At 60.3% G+C, this 15,027-nt stretch carries 14 protein-coding genes; 3 read left to right on the forward strand and 11 right to left on the reverse strand.

The features are described 5' to 3' along the window. Positions 1-68 precede the first annotated feature (68 nt). Complete coding sequence (locus SOP85_RS15230) at positions 69-536, reverse strand: PA2169 family four-helix-bundle protein (protein WP_323627382.1); 468 nt, start codon at positions 534-536, stop codon at positions 69-71. Positions 537-739: 203 nt separating this feature from the next. Between SOP85_RS15230 and SOP85_RS15235 the strand changes: the two genes are divergently transcribed. Together SOP85_RS15235 and SOP85_RS15240 are read left to right on the forward strand one after the other, a co-directional pair. Beyond that, the gene (locus SOP85_RS15235; protein ID WP_008056784.1) at positions 740-976 is read left to right on the forward strand and encodes a DUF3820 family protein; all 237 of its coding nucleotides are present in this window, start codon (positions 740-742) and stop codon (positions 974-976) included. A gap of 13 nt (positions 977-989) precedes the next feature. Continuing rightward, complete coding sequence (locus tag SOP85_RS15240; protein ID WP_274073389.1) at positions 990-2,171, forward strand: aminotransferase class V-fold PLP-dependent enzyme; 1,182 nt, start codon at positions 990-992, stop codon at positions 2,169-2,171. Between the two features lie 195 nt (positions 2,172-2,366). On the opposite strand, the gene SOP85_RS15245 is transcribed toward SOP85_RS15240, so the two are convergent. The 3 genes from SOP85_RS15245 to zwf are packed head-to-tail and all read right to left on the reverse strand — an operon-like array spanning position 2,367 to position 5,219. After that, on the reverse strand, positions 2,367-3,032 hold the full coding sequence (locus SOP85_RS15245; RefSeq protein WP_323627383.1) for a bifunctional 4-hydroxy-2-oxoglutarate aldolase/2-dehydro-3-deoxy-phosphogluconate aldolase: 666 nt from the start codon (positions 3,030-3,032) through the stop codon (positions 2,367-2,369). A 17-nt stretch (positions 3,033-3,049) separates the two neighbouring features. Continuing rightward, entirely contained in the window at positions 3,050-3,763 is a 714-nt protein-coding gene (gene pgl, locus SOP85_RS15250) for a 6-phosphogluconolactonase (RefSeq protein ID WP_323627384.1), read from the reverse strand. Continuing rightward, positions 3,750-5,219, reverse strand: a complete 1,470-nt coding sequence (gene zwf / locus SOP85_RS15255; protein ID WP_274073387.1) for a glucose-6-phosphate dehydrogenase — start codon at positions 5,217-5,219, stop codon at positions 3,750-3,752. The genes pgl and zwf overlap by 14 nt, the downstream gene beginning before the upstream one ends. A 226-nt stretch (positions 5,220-5,445) precedes the next feature. Between zwf and SOP85_RS15260 the strand changes: the two genes are divergently transcribed. After that, entirely contained in the window at positions 5,446-6,306 is an 861-nt protein-coding gene (locus SOP85_RS15260) for a MurR/RpiR family transcriptional regulator (RefSeq protein WP_173668879.1), read from the forward strand. A gap of 150 nt (positions 6,307-6,456) precedes the next feature. Here SOP85_RS15260 and SOP85_RS15265 read toward each other — a convergent pair whose 3' ends face one another. The 7 genes from SOP85_RS15265 to SOP85_RS15295 all read right to left on the reverse strand — a co-directional run bounded on the left by SOP85_RS15265 (position 6,457) and on the right by SOP85_RS15295 (position 14,688). Continuing rightward, positions 6,457-7,311, reverse strand: coding sequence for a D-hexose-6-phosphate mutarotase (locus tag SOP85_RS15265; protein ID WP_323607239.1), 855 nt, complete (start codon positions 7,309-7,311; stop codon positions 6,457-6,459). Between the two features lie 113 nt (positions 7,312-7,424). Continuing rightward, on the reverse strand, positions 7,425-8,771 hold the full coding sequence (locus tag SOP85_RS15270) for a carbohydrate porin (protein ID WP_274073385.1): 1,347 nt from the start codon (positions 8,769-8,771) through the stop codon (positions 7,425-7,427). Between the two features lie 187 nt (positions 8,772-8,958). Beyond that, positions 8,959-10,119 (reverse strand): ABC transporter ATP-binding protein, encoded by a 1,161-nt coding sequence (locus SOP85_RS15275; protein ID WP_323627385.1) that lies wholly within the window; start codon positions 10,117-10,119, stop codon positions 8,959-8,961. Between the two features lie 2 nt (positions 10,120-10,121). After that, entirely contained in the window at positions 10,122-10,967 is an 846-nt protein-coding gene (locus SOP85_RS15280; RefSeq protein WP_047532453.1) for a carbohydrate ABC transporter permease, read from the reverse strand. Then, positions 10,960-11,868, reverse strand: a complete 909-nt coding sequence (locus tag SOP85_RS15285) for a carbohydrate ABC transporter permease (RefSeq protein ID WP_034149180.1) — start codon at positions 11,866-11,868, stop codon at positions 10,960-10,962. The genes SOP85_RS15280 and SOP85_RS15285 overlap by 8 nt, the downstream gene beginning before the upstream one ends. Before the next feature lie 150 nt (positions 11,869-12,018). Then, the gene (locus tag SOP85_RS15290; RefSeq protein ID WP_274073383.1) at positions 12,019-13,311 is read right to left on the reverse strand and encodes an ABC transporter substrate-binding protein; all 1,293 of its coding nucleotides are present in this window, start codon (positions 13,309-13,311) and stop codon (positions 12,019-12,021) included. A gap of 117 nt (positions 13,312-13,428) precedes the next feature. Beyond that, positions 13,429-14,688, reverse strand: a complete 1,260-nt coding sequence (locus SOP85_RS15295; protein WP_323627386.1) for a D-mannose isomerase — start codon at positions 14,686-14,688, stop codon at positions 13,429-13,431. Between the last annotated feature and the right edge of the window lie 339 nt (positions 14,689-15,027).

Genomic DNA, 15,027 nt, shown 5'->3' on the forward strand with positions numbered 1-15,027 from the left:
TTGCGGTGTTATTCACAGGGCACAAAAAAACGCCAGGCTGGCTGGCGTTTTTGACAGCTAACGAACGCTTACGAGCGTGCGCGAGCCTGGTTACGCAGGGCTTTCACCTGATCGTGATTGCGCTGTACGCCATGGTACTGACGCTCAACGACATCACGAATGCTTACCAGGTTGTCCTTGTTGATTTTTTCGATGGCTTCCTTGTAAGCCTTCTTCGCATGGTCTTCACCACGCTCGGCTTCATTCAATACAGCCTCTTCGTCCTTGCCGGTGAACATCGACTTCACGTCGACCCAGCGACGGTGCAGATCACCGCTGACACTGGTGGAAGTTTCCGGATCGCCACCCATCGAGCGTACGAGGCTCTGCAGTTCAGCGGCAGCGCTTGCGCAATCGGCAGAACGTTGCACGAACAGGGTTTTGAGTTCAGGTTGTTTGATGTCTTCAGCGCAAGTCTTGAACCCTTCCTGACCGTCCTTGCAGGTTTCGATCAGGTCGTTGAGTACAGAAATCGCTTCTTTATTCATGTCGGTCATTTTCAATTCCTCGCGGGTTGATGAAAGATGCAATAGCTATTGCACTGGTCATGCCAGCCCGGAATTGATTGGTAATTCGTTATTTTTCAATTACTTATAATTTATCCGAAAATCTGTATCCGTTTTATTTGCATGATCTGTCATTTGGCCTGCATGCAGAATGCCTGTATTTTCCAGACTGATTGATTCAAGACGGCCGATTGATGAACCCTGAAAAGCTCGAACTATTGATTACCCGGCAAATGCCCTTCGGCAAATACAAGGGCCGCATCATCGCCGACCTGCCAGGCCCCTACCTCAACTGGTTCGCCCGGGAAGGTTTTCCCCACGGCGAATTGGGCGGGCTGCTGGCCCTGATGCAGGAAATCGATCACAACGGTCTGTCCGAGTTGCTCGAACCCTTGCGCGCCAAACATGGCAAACCCGCACCCCGTCATTGAACCGAGTAACCCCATGCCCGATAACACCCGCCGCGCCCGTGATGAAGCATTCTGGAAAACCTTTGCCGACCGCTACGCTGTGCAACCCGGCCCGATCAACCTGGAAAACGGTTACTTCGGCCGTATGTCGCGCACGGTGGTCGAGGAATATCAGCGCAACATCGAACTGATCAACCGCAGCAACTCGGTCTATGTGCGCCAGCGTTTCGAACAGGGCGAGAGCCAGAAGATCAGCGCGCAGGTAGCCGGGTTGATTGGCGTTGCCGCAGAAAGCGTCGCCCTCACCCGCAACGCGACGGACGGTTTGCAATCATTGATCCGCAACTACAACCTTCTTCAACCAGGCGACCAGGTACTGTTCAGCGATCTGGAGTACGACACTGTCAAGGGCGCCATGCGCTGGCTGGCGCGCCACCGCGGTGTTGAAGTGGTCGAGATCGAACACCGGCATCCCGCCAGTTTCGACAGCCTGCTGGGCACTTATCGCGAAGCCTTCGCGCGTTATCCGCGACTCAAGCTGATGGCCCTGACCCACGTCACCCACCGCACAGGCCTGGTGATGCCGGTCCAGGCGATTGCCGCCGCCGCCAAAGAACATGGCATCGACGTGATTCTCGACGGCGCCCATGCGCTGGGCCAGTTCGAGTTCGACCTCGCTGAGCTGGGCATCGACTTCGCCGCCTACAACCTGCACAAGTGGATCGGTGCGCCGCTGACCCTGGGCTTCGTCCATATCGCCCCCGAGCGCCTGGCCGACATCGACCCGGACATGGGCGAGATGCATTTCCCGGCCACCGACATCCGCGCCCGCACGCCGTATAGCACGCCCAACATTCCGGCCTTGCTCACCCTGCCGCTGGTCATCGAGGAGCATCATGCGATGGGCGGTGCCGCCGCCAAGGGTGCGCGGCTCAACTACTTGCGCAACCTGTGGGTGAGACCGGCACGGGAGCTGCCGGGCATCGAAGTGATGACGCCGGATGACCCACGGTTGTATTGCGGCATCACGTCGATGCGTTTTACTGCACATGCCGATCAACAGCCGATGGTCGAGCGCCTGCTCAAGGACTACAACCTGTTCACCGTGGTGCGCAGCGGGGCGGCGTGTGGGCCGTGTATTCGTATCACGCCGGGGCTGACGACTACGGCGGCGGATATGATGGTGTTGACTTCGGCGTTGACTGAGTTGCGCTGAGATTACTGTGGGAGCGGGCTTGCTCGCGATGGACGTTAACGATAACGCGGGTTGCCTGATGCCCCGCGTTGTTCACAGGTTTTCGCGAGCAAGCTCGCTCCTACAAAGGTTTTTTTGCGGGCAAAAAAAACGGTGCACCGACCAAGCGCACCGTAAAGCCGTAAAGCACACAACGAAGTGTTGGGGTGAAGCTGATCAGTCCAGCAGCGCCAAGGCCTCGGCGGTGCATTCCTGAATGCGGGCCCAGTCGCCGTTCTTGATCCACTCCGGATCAAGCATCCAGCTACCGCCCACGCACATGACGTTCTTCAATGCCATGTAGCTCTGGATGTTGGACGGACCCACGCCGCCGGTCGGGCAGAATTTCACTTCGCCGAACGGGCCGCCCAGGGCCTTGATGGCCGCGACGCCGCCGCTGACTTCCGCCGGGAACAGCTTGAAGCGGCGATAGCCCAGGCCGTAGCCTTCCATGATGCCCGAGGCATTGCTGATGCCTGGCAACAGTGGAATCGGGCTGGCGACGCTGGCTTCGAGCAGGTCACGGGTGATGCCTGGCGTGACGATGAACTGCGAACCCGCAGCTTCGGCCGCGGCCAGCATGTGCCGATCCAGCACGGTGCCGGCACCGGTCACCAGCTCCGGACGCTGCTCACGCAGCACCTGGATGGCCTTGAGGCCGAACTGCGAGCGCAGGGTCACTTCCAGGGCGGTCAGGCCACCGGCCGCGAGGGCATCGGCCAGCGGCAGGATGTCCTGCTCGCGGGCAATGGTAATGACCGGCAGGATCCGCGCCTTGGCGCAGAGGCTGTCGATCAGGGCAACTTTGTCCGCCATGGAAACGGTCGGGGATGGGTTTGTCATAGCGGCTGTTCCTTGGCTCATGGGCACCAGTAAATCTCTAACGTGGGTTGCAAAAACGCGCGAATCGGCAGTGCGGCGACATCGTCACCGGCCAGTGCGGTATCCAGGGTGGTCAGCTTGGACTGACCGGAAATCGACAGAATCTTGTGTTTGGCCGAGGCCAGCAGCGCACGACTCATGGTCAGGCGCTGACGCGGCACGGTGGGTGCCAGCATCGGGTAACAACGACGGCTGCCGTCAGCCTTCAAGGCTTCGGCCAGGTTCGGGCTGCCGGGGAACAGCGACGCGGTGTGGCCGTCATCGCCCATGCCCAGCACCAGCACGTCGATCACCGGCAGCTCGGAAAGCAAACGGTCGGCGTGATCGGCGGCTTGTTCAAGGTTGGCGCTGGCGCTGTACAGGCTCAGGAACTGAGCCTTGGCCGCTGGCCCTTGCAACAGATATTTCTTCAGCAGGCCGGCATTGCTGTCGGCGTGCTCTACCGGCACCCAGCGTTCATCGGCGAGGCTGACCACCACGTTCGACCAGTCCAGCGCCTGCTTGGCCAGGTGCTGGAAAAACGCCACCGGGCTGCGGCCACCGGAGACCACCAGGGTCGCCGTGCCCTGGGCTTCAATGGCATCGCTCAGGTGCTTGGCCACATTCAGCGCCAGGCTTTCAGCCAGCAGCACCGGGCTCTTGAACGCATGGGCGCTGACGCCCTGCGGCAGTTTCAAATCAGATATCGCCATACCACGACCTCCCATCCCGCGTGATCAGAGCAATGGAGCTCATCGGTCCCCAGGACCCGGCCGCGTACGGCTTGGGCGCATCACCGGATTTTTTCCACCCGGCGATCAACTGGTCACACCACTTCCACGCGGCTTCGATTTCATCTTTACGGACAAACAGGTTCTGATTGCCGCGCATCACTTCCAGCAACAACCGCTCGTAGGCATCGGGAATCCGTGCGCTGCGCCAGGTGTCGGAAAAATTCAGCTGCAACGGACCGCTGCGCAGCTGCATGCCCTTGTCCAGGCCTTGTTCCTTGGTCATCACCCGCAAGGAAATGCCTTCGTCCGGTTGCAGGCGGATAATCAGCTTGTTGCTGATCTGCAGGCGCTGCTCGGGAGCGAAGATGTAGTGCGACGGTTCCTTGAAGTGGATGACGATCTGCGACAGCTTCTGCGGCATGCGTTTGCCGGTACGCAGGTAAAACGGCACGCCGGCCCAGCGCCAGTTGCGAATGTCGGCACGCAGGGCGACGAACGTCTCGGTGTCGCTCTGGGTGTTGGAATTGGGTTCTTCCAGGTATCCGGGCACCGGTTTGCCTTCGCTGTAGCCGGCGATGTACTGGCCACGCACCACCTGGGTGGTCAGGCCTTCCGGGCTGATCGGTGCCAGCGCCTTGAGCACTTTGACCTTCTCGTCGCGGATGCTGTCGGCGGACAGGTCGGCCGGCGGGTCCATGGCGATCAGGCAGAGCAGTTGCAGCAGGTGGTTCTGGATCATGTCCCGCAGCTGGCCGGCCTTGTCGAAGTAACCCCAGCGCCCTTCGATACCAACCTTCTCGGCCACGGTGATTTCCACGTGGGAGATGTAGTTCTGGTTCCACTGGGTTTCGAACAGGCTGTTGGCAAAACGCAGGGCGATCAGGTTCTGGACGGTCTCTTTGCCCAGGTAGTGGTCGATACGATAGGTGCGGTTCTCCGGGAAGAACTGCGCCACGGCGTCATTGACCTTGCGCGAGGATTCGAGGTCCGAACCGATGGGTTTTTCCAGTACCACGCGGGTGTTTTCCGCCAGGCCGACCTTGGCCAGGTTCTCGCAGATCGCCCCGTAGACGGCTGCCGGTGTGGCGAAATAGGCGATGACCCGTTGCGCGCTGCCGGCCACTTCAGCCAGGGCCACGTAGTCTTCGGACTTGAGGAAGTCGACGTGCAGGTAGCTCAGGCGTGCGAGGAAGCGCTCAAGCACGGCTTCGTCCAGCTCCTTGGCACCGACGTAGCGGCGCAGCTCGGACGTAATGAACGCCAGGTGCTCCTGTTCGCTGCCAGGCTCCCGGGCCAGCGCGATGACCCGCGTGTCCTCGTGCAAGAGGCCTGCGCCATCGAGTTGATAAAGGGCAGGAAACAGCTTGCGCAGGGCCAGATCGCCCAAGGCGCCGAACAAGGCGAAGGTGCACGGTTCAACCGTAATCGAAGGCATGATGTTTGTTCTTTTATCAAGTTAAGCTACAAATACCTTTTTTCAAGGCATCACTCAAGGGAAAATGTAGTAATAACCACAACATTTTCGCAAAATACAGATTCCGTGTGGTGGTCAGTCGGAGCCATCAGTAGGATAGGCCACCGTTATGGGCCACACCAAAGGCCCTTTTTGCATTAGCCGCGCGCTTATCGGCGCAGGTGTAAAGGATACTTATATGGACCGCGTGCGAAATTTACTGGAGCAAATCCAGAGTCGCCTTGAAGAGCTGAACAAGGCCGAACGCAAAGTGGCCGAGGTGATCCTGCTCAACCCGCAGCAGGCCACCCGCTTCAGCATCGCCGCCCTCGCCCAGGCGGCGTCCGTCAGTGAACCGACGGTCAACCGTTTCTGCCGTTCGTTCGGCGTCAGCGGTTACCCCGAGCTCAAGCTTCAGTTGGCCCAGAGCCTGGCCAGTGGCGCGGCCTATGTCAGCCGTGCGGTCGAGGCGGATGACAACCCTGAAGCCTATACCAAGAAGATTTTCGGCAGCGCCATCGCCTCCCTGGACAGTGCCCTGCAGGCGCTGGACCCGAACTTGATCAGCCGCGCCGTCGATCTGTTGATCCAGGCCCGGCAGATCCACTTCTTCGGCCTCGGCGCCTCGGCCCCGGTGGCGCTGGATGCGCAGCACAAGTTCTTCCGCTTCAACCTGGCCGTGACCGCCCATGCCGATGTGCTGATGCAGCGCATGATTGCCTCGGTGGCGCATACCGGCGAGTTGTTCGTGATCATTTCCTACACCGGCCGCACCCGCGAACTGGTGGAAGTGGCGCGCATTGCCCGGGAGAATGGCGCCTCGGTGCTGGGCCTGACTGCAGAGAACTCGCCCTTGGCCAAGGCCAGCACCTTGAGCCTGAACATTCCGCTGCCGGAAGACACCGACATCTACATGCCGATGACTTCGCGGATCATCCAGCTGACCGTGCTCGATGTGCTCGCCACTGGCATGACCTTGAGGCGCGGGGTGGATTTCCAGCCGCATTTGCGCAAGATCAAGGAGAGCTTGAATGCCAGCCGGTATCCGGTGGGCGACGAGTTCAACTGATCCGAAATCCCGGCTGACCGGTCCGGCCTCATCGCTGGCAAGCCAGCTCCTACAGGTTAAGCGGCGGTCGCAGTTTTTGTGCTCGACGCGGACACTGTAGGAGCTGGCTTGCCAGCGATAGGGCCAGCCGAGACACCGCAATATCCAGAGCTAAACCCCCACCCGCGCCTGCAAACTCAAATGCGCCCGCTCCCCAGGCTTCAGGCACAGGCTGTCGGTGCCGCCACTCGCCGCCTCTACACAAACGAATTCGGATATCTCGCTCCAACTCACCCCCAGCAACGGCCGCGAACCCGGATGCCACACAACCGTGTCGGCGCTGGCGCCCGTATCGATGCACAACGCCCGCTCCCAGGCGTGATCGTTAAGCTGTAACTCACCGTCATGCTGGAACACCCGCTGGCAGCCGCCTTCGACGCGCAACTCGCCTTCCTGCTGGCAAATCTGTCGGTTCAACTGGTCGTAACCTTGCGCGCCATCGAGCCCAGACAGCGCTACCTCACCGACATCACCAATACGCCAGTAAGCGTGCAAAGCCTGGCTCAACTGGCACGGCATGTCGTCCTGATGCTCGGTGCTCAGGCGCAAATCCATGCGTTCCCCCAGGTGCGCATGCAGGTCTACCTGCCAGTCGCACAGCTCCAGCTGCCAGTGCAGGCGCACGCCATCGTCATCGTTGCTGCTGTCGATCAGTTTCCAGTCGAGCAAACGCGCCCAACCGTGGGACGGCCAGGCGTTTTCACTCGGATGACGGCCGTACCATGGCCAGCACACCGGCACGCCTCCGCGAATGGCCCCGACCTGCGGCCACTTCGCCGCGCACCACAGCCAGGGTTTCTGGCCCTTGGGCTGGAAGTGCAGCAACTGCGCACCCTGGCGACTGAACACCGCCTGACACAGCGGATGATCGATCACCAGCACGTCGCGCTTCTGATAGCGCTCCCAGGCAAACACCGGCCGTTCGCGCAAGGATTTGAAGAAGCGTTGTAGCGGATGCTCAAGCATGTGCCACGGTCCTGAAAATCGTCTGTTACCGGGGTGCGCCGCCGGCAAAAAAAAGCGGACAGCCTTGGCCGTCCGCAAAATGCGCACATGGAGAGGAGCTTATCGCAGTCGCGTTAGAACACCGACTGAATTTTCAGGCCGGCGACCAAAGCGTCATCGACTTCATCCACACCGCCCGGGTGAGTGATGTATTGCAGGTTGGGACGCACGGTCAGCCAGTTGGTCACGTGGAAGCCGTAGTTGAGCTCGTAGTTGTATTCGGTGTCGCGCAGCGGCGAGAACAGCGGATCGTTGTAATCGCTGACACCATTGGAGGCGTTGACCAGCTCGGCGTTTTTCTTCACGTCATCGTTGACATGGATGCGGGCGAAACCGATCCCCATGTCATCCTTCGGACGTGCATCGAACGGGCCTTTGTAGACGAACATCAGCGACTGGTAGTTGTCGACGATGTTGGTGTCCTTGTCGTGGAACGTCGCGTTGGCGGCGATGTTCAGGCCGCGGGTCGCGTCACCGTTATGGCTGGTGAGTTGCTGTTGCGCCACGAACCAGTAGCCGTGCTTGCTGCTGTGGCTGCGATAGGCGTTGCCGCTGGTGGCCGCGTTGTTGCCGTTGTCATCTTCAAGCACGTCATCGGCGCTGGCGGTGCTTTTGTAGTAACCAACACGGTATTCGCCCGGCAACTTGCCTGGGTTGGGCAACCACACCAGTTCCACCGGCAGGACGGTGCCTTCGGTACCGCTGCCGCTGAGCTTGAAGCCGTTGCCGTGCTCCAGTTGGCTCGGGTTCTGGTTATACGCACCGATCTGCGCATACCACTCGGGCGAGAAGTTGTACTTCACGCGGATCGCCGCCTGGCTGACCGGCCAGTTGTACCAGATGTTGGTGGCCCAGTTGCCCACCTGGGAGCCGCAGAACGCCAGGTTCTGGAATTCGCAGGGGAAGGTGTTGAAGTCTTCACCTTCACCGAAGTAACCGGCCTTGATGTCGAGTTTATTGTCGAAGAACTGATGCTTGATCCACAGTTGGGTCAGCCGGACCATGTGCCCACGGCCGTAGACTTCCTGGGAGGAACTCAAGGTGCCGGCACGCGGGTCGCCGATACGGTCGTTGGAGATGTTCTCACCGTTACGGTTGGTGAGCTGGATCTTGGCCTGGGTGTTGTCCCAGCCGAACAGTTTCTCCAGGTCCAGCGCCGCCCCCAGGCCGAACTGGTCACTGTAGCGTGCGGTCTTGTCATCGTTGAAACCGCCGTCGAGGTTGCCGCCCACTTCACCGACGTAGTCCATCTTGATGTCGATGCCCTGCTCGATCAGCCTGGTCCGCTCACCACCCCAATCGCCCGTCATCCATTCGGAATCGGCACTGAACGCATCAGCCGCGTGCACGCTACCGGCCAGCATCATTGCCGCAATCGCCGATAACTGGCAGATAAGCTGAGCGTTGTTGTTCTTCTTCATCCCTACATCCTCGTCTTATTGTTATTAACTGTTTTTATCTAACGCGGTTACATCCCCTGTGGGAGCGGGCTTTTGTGGGAGCTGGCCTGCCGGCGATAGCGTCAACTCGGTTCGAGGTTAAACCGAGTTGTCCGCATCGCCGGCAGGGCCAGCTCCCACACGACCCCGCTCCCACATTTTTTGATCTTCAGCGGCCTTTGAATTGGCCCACGTTGGCGGCGTGAGCTTCGGTTTTCGGCAAGCCAGCCACCCCCAGCCGCTCACCTGTCTTGGCATCGAACAGCAGCACTTTCGCCGGATCGAATTGCAACGTCAGGGTCTCGCCAACCTGCGGCGCAACATCGGGCGCCAGGCGGCAGCAGACCTTGGTGTCGTTGAGGTTGACGAACACCAGGGTGTCCGGCCCCGTCGGTTCGGTGACCTGGACTTCGGCGCGAATGCTCGGCAAGCCATTGGGCTCGCCGCTGGCCAGTACGATCTGCTCAGGGCGCATGCCAAGGATCACTTCGCGGTCTTCGAGCCCGGCGTCCTGCATGCCCAGCGGCAGCTCGCAACGGGCCTGGCCGCTGTCGAGCAGCGCCAGCAGGCGACCGTCCTTGCGCTGCAAACGCAGAGGGATGAAGTTCATCGGCGGCGAACCGATGAAGCTCGCCACGAACAGGTTGGCCGGGTTGTTGTAGATATCCTTCGGCGTGCCGAACTGCTGGATGATCCCGTCCTTCATCACCGCCACTTTGTCCCCCAGGGTCATGGCCTCGATCTGGTCGTGGGTCACGTACACCGTGGTGGTTTTGAGGCGCTGGTGCATCAGTTTCATTTCGGTGCGCATCTCGACCCGCAGCTTGGCGTCGAGGTTGGACAGCGGTTCGTCGAACAGATAGATCTTCGGCCGCCGCGCCAGGGCACGGCCCATCGCCACACGCTGTTGCTGACCACCGGAGAGCTGGCCGGGCTTGCGATTGAGCAGGTGTTCGATCTGCAACAACTTGGCGACGCGAGTGACTTCCTCATCGATGGCCGACTGGCTCATCTTGCGGATTTTCAGGCCGAACTCTATGTTCTCGCGCACGCTCATGGTCGGGTACAGCGCGTAGGACTGGAACACCATGGCGATGTCGCGATCCTTGGGGCTCATGCCGCTGACGTCCTGGTCGCCGATCATGATTGCGCCGCCGGTGATGGTCTCGAGACCGGCGATGCAATTCATCAGGGTCGACTTGCCGCAGCCCGACGGGCCGACAAGGATCAGGAACTCACCGTCCTTGATCGACAGTTCGATGTTCTTCAGGGTGTCCGGCAGGCCGGCGCCATAGGTCTTGTTTACATTGCGAAGTTCGAGCGTAGCCATGATTACCCCTTGACTGCGCCGGCCGTCAGCCCGCGCACGAAATACTTGCCTGCGACCACATAGACCAGCAGGGTCGGCAGCCCGGCGATCATCGCCGCTGCCATATCAACGTTGTATTCCTTGGCCCCGGTACTGGTGTTGACCAAGTTGTTCAGCGCCACCGTGATCGGTTGTGAATCCCCGCTGGAGAACACCACCCCGAACAGGAAGTCGTTCCAGATCTGAGTGAACTGCCAGATCAGGCAGACCATGATGATCGGCGTCGACATCGGCAGGATGATCCGGCGAAAGATGGTGAAGAAACCCGCGCCGTCGAGGCGTGCCGCTTTCACCAGCGCATCGGGAATGCTGATGTAGTAGTTACGGAAGAACAGCGTGGTGAACGCCAGGCCATAGACCACGTGCACGAACACCAGGCCCGTAGTGGTGCTCGCCAGGCCCATCTTGCCGAGGGTGAACGAGGCCGGCAGCAGGACGGTCTGGAACGGCAGGAAGCAACCGAACAGCAACAGGCCGAAAAACAGCTGCGAACCACGGAAACGCCACATCGACAGCACGTAGCCGTTCAAGGCACCGATGGCCGTGGAGATCAGCACCGCCGGAACGGTGATCTTGATCGAGTTCCAGAAATAACCGTCAACCGTGGCCCAGGCCTTGACCCAGCCGATGCCGCTGACCACGGTCGGCCAGCTCAGCAGGTTGCCGGTGCTGATGTCTTCCGGGGTCTTGAAACTGGTCAACAGCATGACCACCAGCGGAATCAGGTAGAGCATCACGGCGAGGATCAGCACGGCGTAGATCGCGATGCGACTCAAGCTGATGGCAGGTTTGGCAGCGAGACTAGTCATGACGCTTGGTCCTCAGCTCGGAGTACAGGTAAGGCACGATGATTGCGAGAATCGCACCGAGCATCAGAATCGCACTGGCCGAACCCATGCCCATCTGGCCGCGACTGAAGGTGAAGGAGTACATGAACATCGCTGGCAGGTCCGAGGAGTAGCCCGGGCCACCGGCGGTCATCGCCGCCACCAGGTCGAAACTCTTGATCGCGATGTGCGCTAGGATCATCACCGCGCTGAAGAACACCGGGCGCAGGCTTGGCAGCACCACTTTCCAGTAGATGCGCGGCATGCTCGCCCCATCGATCTGCGCGGCACGGATGATCGATTGATCAACGCCGCGCAGGCCGGCGAGGAACATCGCCATGATGAAGCCCGAGGCTTGCCAGACAGCGGCAATCACCAGGCAATAGACCACGCGATCCGGGTCGATCAGCCAGTCCAGGCGGAAGCCTTCCCAGCCCCAGTCACGCAACAATTTGTCCAGGCCCATGCCCGGGTTGAGCAGCCATTTCCATGCAGTACCGGTGACGATCATCGAGAGCGCCATCGGGTACAGGTAAATGGTGCGGATGAAGCCTTCTCGACGGATGCGCTGGTCGAGGAAAACCGCCAGCAGCACGCCGATCACCAGGGTGATGCCGATGAACATGCCACCGAACAGTGCCAGGTTCTTGCTCGCCACCCACCAGCGGTCGTTGTCGAACAGCCGCGCATATTGCGCCAGACCCGCCCACTTGTAGTTGGGCAGGAAGGTCGATGTGGTGAACGACAGAACGAACGTCCACAGGATGTAGCCATAGAAGCCCACCAGCACGATGAACATGCTCGGCGCCAGCACCAGTTTTGGCAGCCAGCGTTGCAATGCATCGAACGGCGAGGCCTTGCTGAACACAGCAACAGAACTCATGGGGAAATCCACAATAAAGATTACAAGGGCATTCCCTTGTGGGAGCGGGCTTGCTCGCGAAAGCGGTGTGTCAGGCGAAACATGTATCAACTGAAGCGACGCCTTCGCGAGCAAGCCCGCTCCCACAGGAGGGGCCTGCGGTGCTAAGGGTTACTTGGCCGACTGAACCGCCGCGCCGAGTTTTTTGGCCGCATCAGCCGGGTCGGCTTTCGGGTCGTTGATGTAGTTGGTCACTACGTCGAAGAACGCACCCTGTACCGCCAGCGTGGTCGCCATGTTGTGCGCCATGCTCGGTTGCAGGCCGCCGGACTTGGCGTCAGTCAGGAAGTCCTTGGCCGCGGTCTGGGCGCACGCATCGAAACCGTACTTGCCCATGTCCGCCAGCATGTCGTTGCGCACCGGGATCGAGCCCTTGTTGATGCTGAAGACTTTCTGGAAGTTCTCACCCAATACGACTTTGGCGATGTCCTGCTGACCGGCTGCAGTGCCTTTGTCTTTTTGCTTGAACACTGCCAGCGAGTCGATGTTGTAGGTGAAGGCCTTGTCGGTACCCGGGAACGCTACGCACTCGTAGTCCTTGCCGGCGACCTTCTTGGCGGCGGTCCACTCGGACTTGGCCCAGTCACCCATGATCTGCATGCCGGCCTTGCCGTTGATGACCTTGGCCGCTTCCAGGTTCCAGTCCTGACCTTTGCCGTCGGCGTCCATGTAGGTCGCTACTTTCTTCAGTTCGGTCAGCGCCTTGACCATTTCCGGACCGGTCAGCGCGCCATTGTCGAGATCAACCAGGGCTTTCTTGTAACCATCGACACCCATGACCGAAAGCACAACGGCTTCGAACACGGTGCTGTCCTGCCAAGGCTGGCCGCCGTGGGCGAGCGCAATGAAGCCGGCAGCCTTGAGCTTGTCGCCTGCCGCGTAGAATTCTTCGAGGGTGGTCGGGTTCTTGGTGATACCGGCTTTCTTGAAGACTTCGGGGTTGATCCACAGCCAGTTCACCCGGTGGATGTTCACCGGCACGGCCACGTAATCACCTTCGTACTTCACGGTATCGGAGACTTTCTTGTCGAGCAGGCTGTCCCACTTCTCTTCTTTGGCAACGTCCTTGAGGACGTCGGTGTCGAGCAGACCGGTCGACGCCCACTCCTGAATGTCCGGGCCCTTGATCTGGGCAACGCCCGGCGGGTTACCCGCTACGGCACGGCTTTTCAGCACGGTCATGGCCGTCGCACCGCCGCCACCGGCGACTGCGCCGTCCTTCCAGGTGAAGCCGTCTTTTTCGACTTGAGCCTTGAGCACATCGACCGCTGCCTTTTCGCCACCGGAGGTCCACCAGTGAACGACTTCCACGGAACCTTTGGATTCGGCGGCAAGCACACTGAGCGGGAGCGCAGACAGGGAGACGAGGGAAATGACAGTAGCGAGGCGAGAAATCGCATTCATCGAGAAGTACCTTTCTTGTTGTTATGCATGCAAGTCTGGTGCTTGCGCTGCAGAGGATTTTAAACAGGGGACGGCCCTTCGCAGGTAACGAAGGGACGCGCGAATGTCACCGCATGGTTACACAGAACCGCTCTGGGACAATGCTGCCAGCGCATTGGCCATGCTCGGCGCCAGCGGCAGGCGCGGGATCAGCACCGCCTGCCAGGCGTGATAGAGGTCGGGTTTTCCGGGCCAGATATCGGCACTTGGGCGGTTCAAGGGGTCGAGTTCGTGATGCCAACTGCCATCGCATCGGTCGATGAAATGACTGTCACAGAATTCCCAGAACAGTCGGTACCAGTATTCGTATTGCGCATCGCCGGTGCGCTTGAGCAAGGCACTGGCGGCGGCGCTGGCTTCGCAATGGGTCCAGTGCAGGCGATGGCGAACCACCGCCTTGTTGTCCCAGTCGAGGGTGTAGACCAGGCCCGGCGCGCCGTCGATGTTCCAGCCGTGGCGGCAGTTGTGCTCGAAGAGTTTTTGCGCGTCGGTGGCCAGCCAGCCTGGGGTGAGCATGCCGGCGCGTACTCGCGCAGCCTCGAGATGCAAGAGCAATCGAGCCCATTCGAAACCGTGTCCCGGCGTGGTGCCGTAGGGGCGAAAACCATCGGCCGGGTTGTCGTGGTTGTACTCGCGCAGCGGTTGCCAGTCGCGGTCGAAATGCTCGATCACCAGATAGTCATTGGCGGCGGCGTGACCATGAATCACTCGCTCGACGATGCGCTGGGCGCGGTTTAACCAGCGCTTGTCGTCGGTGACATCGGCCAGGGCGAGGAAAGCTTCGGTGGCGTGCATGTTGCTGTTGGCGCCGCGGTACGCCTCCTCCTCGCTCCAGTCGCGATTGAAGGATTCGCGCATGGCACCTTCTTCTTCGCTCCAGAAACAACTGTCGATGATGTCGATCGCGTCATCGAGCAAGGCCTGCGCACCGGGCCGTTGCGCGACCACCGCGGAACTCGCGGCCAGGGCCACGAAGGCATGCAGGTAGGCGTTCTTGCCGGTGTTACCGTCACGGTGTTGGGCGAGCGCGAACCAGCCACCGTGCACGGCATCGCGCAGCGGCCCGCGCAGGGCCTGGATGCCGTGATCCACCAGGTCGGCAAATCCTGGCAGGCCCTGGATATGCGCCATGGCGAAGCAGTGGGTCATGCGCGCGGTGTTCATGGTGTGGGCTTGGGCGTTGGCCGGGAGACGACCTTTTTCGTCGAGATTGCCGAAGCCTTCAGGCAGTCTTGATGCCTTGGCGAATGCCAGCAGGCGCAAGCCTTCGGCGGCGAGCCATTGCTGATGGGCCGGTGCGTTCAGCCAGCTGCTGAAGGCGGGTTGAGAGGAGTCCATGGGGTGCCTTTTTTGTTGTTATGACTGAGGGGCAGTCTAAACAACGGGCGGTGGTGGGCTTGTAACGAAGGGGGCGTGTTATGTCACCAAGCTGTGACATTTCCCTTTTGAAATTGCGTTGAATGCACTGACGCCTTCGCGAGCAAGCCCGCTTGTATGTTTAGACTTGAAGGGGTGGGCGGGACTAAAAGCTCGATTCCGACTCTAGCCAGTACGGACCGTGGGAGACTTCTCGTCCCGCCCTTTCTACCCGAAGCGCCGATAAGGAATTCATCGGTAAACCAACCGACGATAGAGGCAAGCCAGCGCAAGGGTAAACCCCGACAAGCCCTTAAACCC

Origin of the sequence: Pseudomonas sp. YuFO20 (assembly GCF_035064975.1) — a bacterium.
Taxonomy (GTDB): domain Bacteria; phylum Pseudomonadota; class Gammaproteobacteria; order Pseudomonadales; family Pseudomonadaceae; genus Aquipseudomonas; species Aquipseudomonas putida_AE.

What these genes read in the sequence shown, in the direction of transcription:
- SOP85_RS15295 (WP_323627386.1), bottom strand. Translation starts at nt 14,688, where the DNA reads ATGGACTCCTCTCAACCCGCCTTCAGCAGCTGGCTGAACGCACCGGCC.
- pgl (WP_323627384.1), bottom strand. Translation starts at nt 3,763, where the DNA reads ATGGCGATATCTGATTTGAAACTGCCGCAGGGCGTCAGCGCCCATGCG.
- SOP85_RS15240 (WP_274073389.1), top strand. Translation starts at nt 990, where the DNA reads ATGCCCGATAACACCCGCCGCGCCCGTGATGAAGCATTCTGGAAAACC.
- SOP85_RS15235 (WP_008056784.1), top strand. Translation starts at nt 740, where the DNA reads ATGAACCCTGAAAAGCTCGAACTATTGATTACCCGGCAAATGCCCTTC.
- SOP85_RS15275 (WP_323627385.1), bottom strand. Translation starts at nt 10,119, where the DNA reads ATGGCTACGCTCGAACTTCGCAATGTAAACAAGACCTATGGCGCCGGC.
- SOP85_RS15290 (WP_274073383.1), bottom strand. Translation starts at nt 13,311, where the DNA reads ATGAATGCGATTTCTCGCCTCGCTACTGTCATTTCCCTCGTCTCCCTG.
- zwf (WP_274073387.1), bottom strand. Translation starts at nt 5,219, where the DNA reads ATGCCTTCGATTACGGTTGAACCGTGCACCTTCGCCTTGTTCGGCGCC.
- SOP85_RS15270 (WP_274073385.1), bottom strand. Translation starts at nt 8,771, where the DNA reads ATGAAGAAGAACAACAACGCTCAGCTTATCTGCCAGTTATCGGCGATT.
- SOP85_RS15245 (WP_323627383.1), bottom strand. Translation starts at nt 3,032, where the DNA reads ATGACAAACCCATCCCCGACCGTTTCCATGGCGGACAAAGTTGCCCTG.
- SOP85_RS15280 (WP_047532453.1), bottom strand. Translation starts at nt 10,967, where the DNA reads ATGACTAGTCTCGCTGCCAAACCTGCCATCAGCTTGAGTCGCATCGCG.
- SOP85_RS15265 (WP_323607239.1), bottom strand. Translation starts at nt 7,311, where the DNA reads ATGCTTGAGCATCCGCTACAACGCTTCTTCAAATCCTTGCGCGAACGG.
- SOP85_RS15285 (WP_034149180.1), bottom strand. Translation starts at nt 11,868, where the DNA reads ATGAGTTCTGTTGCTGTGTTCAGCAAGGCCTCGCCGTTCGATGCATTG.
- SOP85_RS15230 (WP_323627382.1), bottom strand. Translation starts at nt 536, where the DNA reads ATGACCGACATGAATAAAGAAGCGATTTCTGTACTCAACGACCTGATC.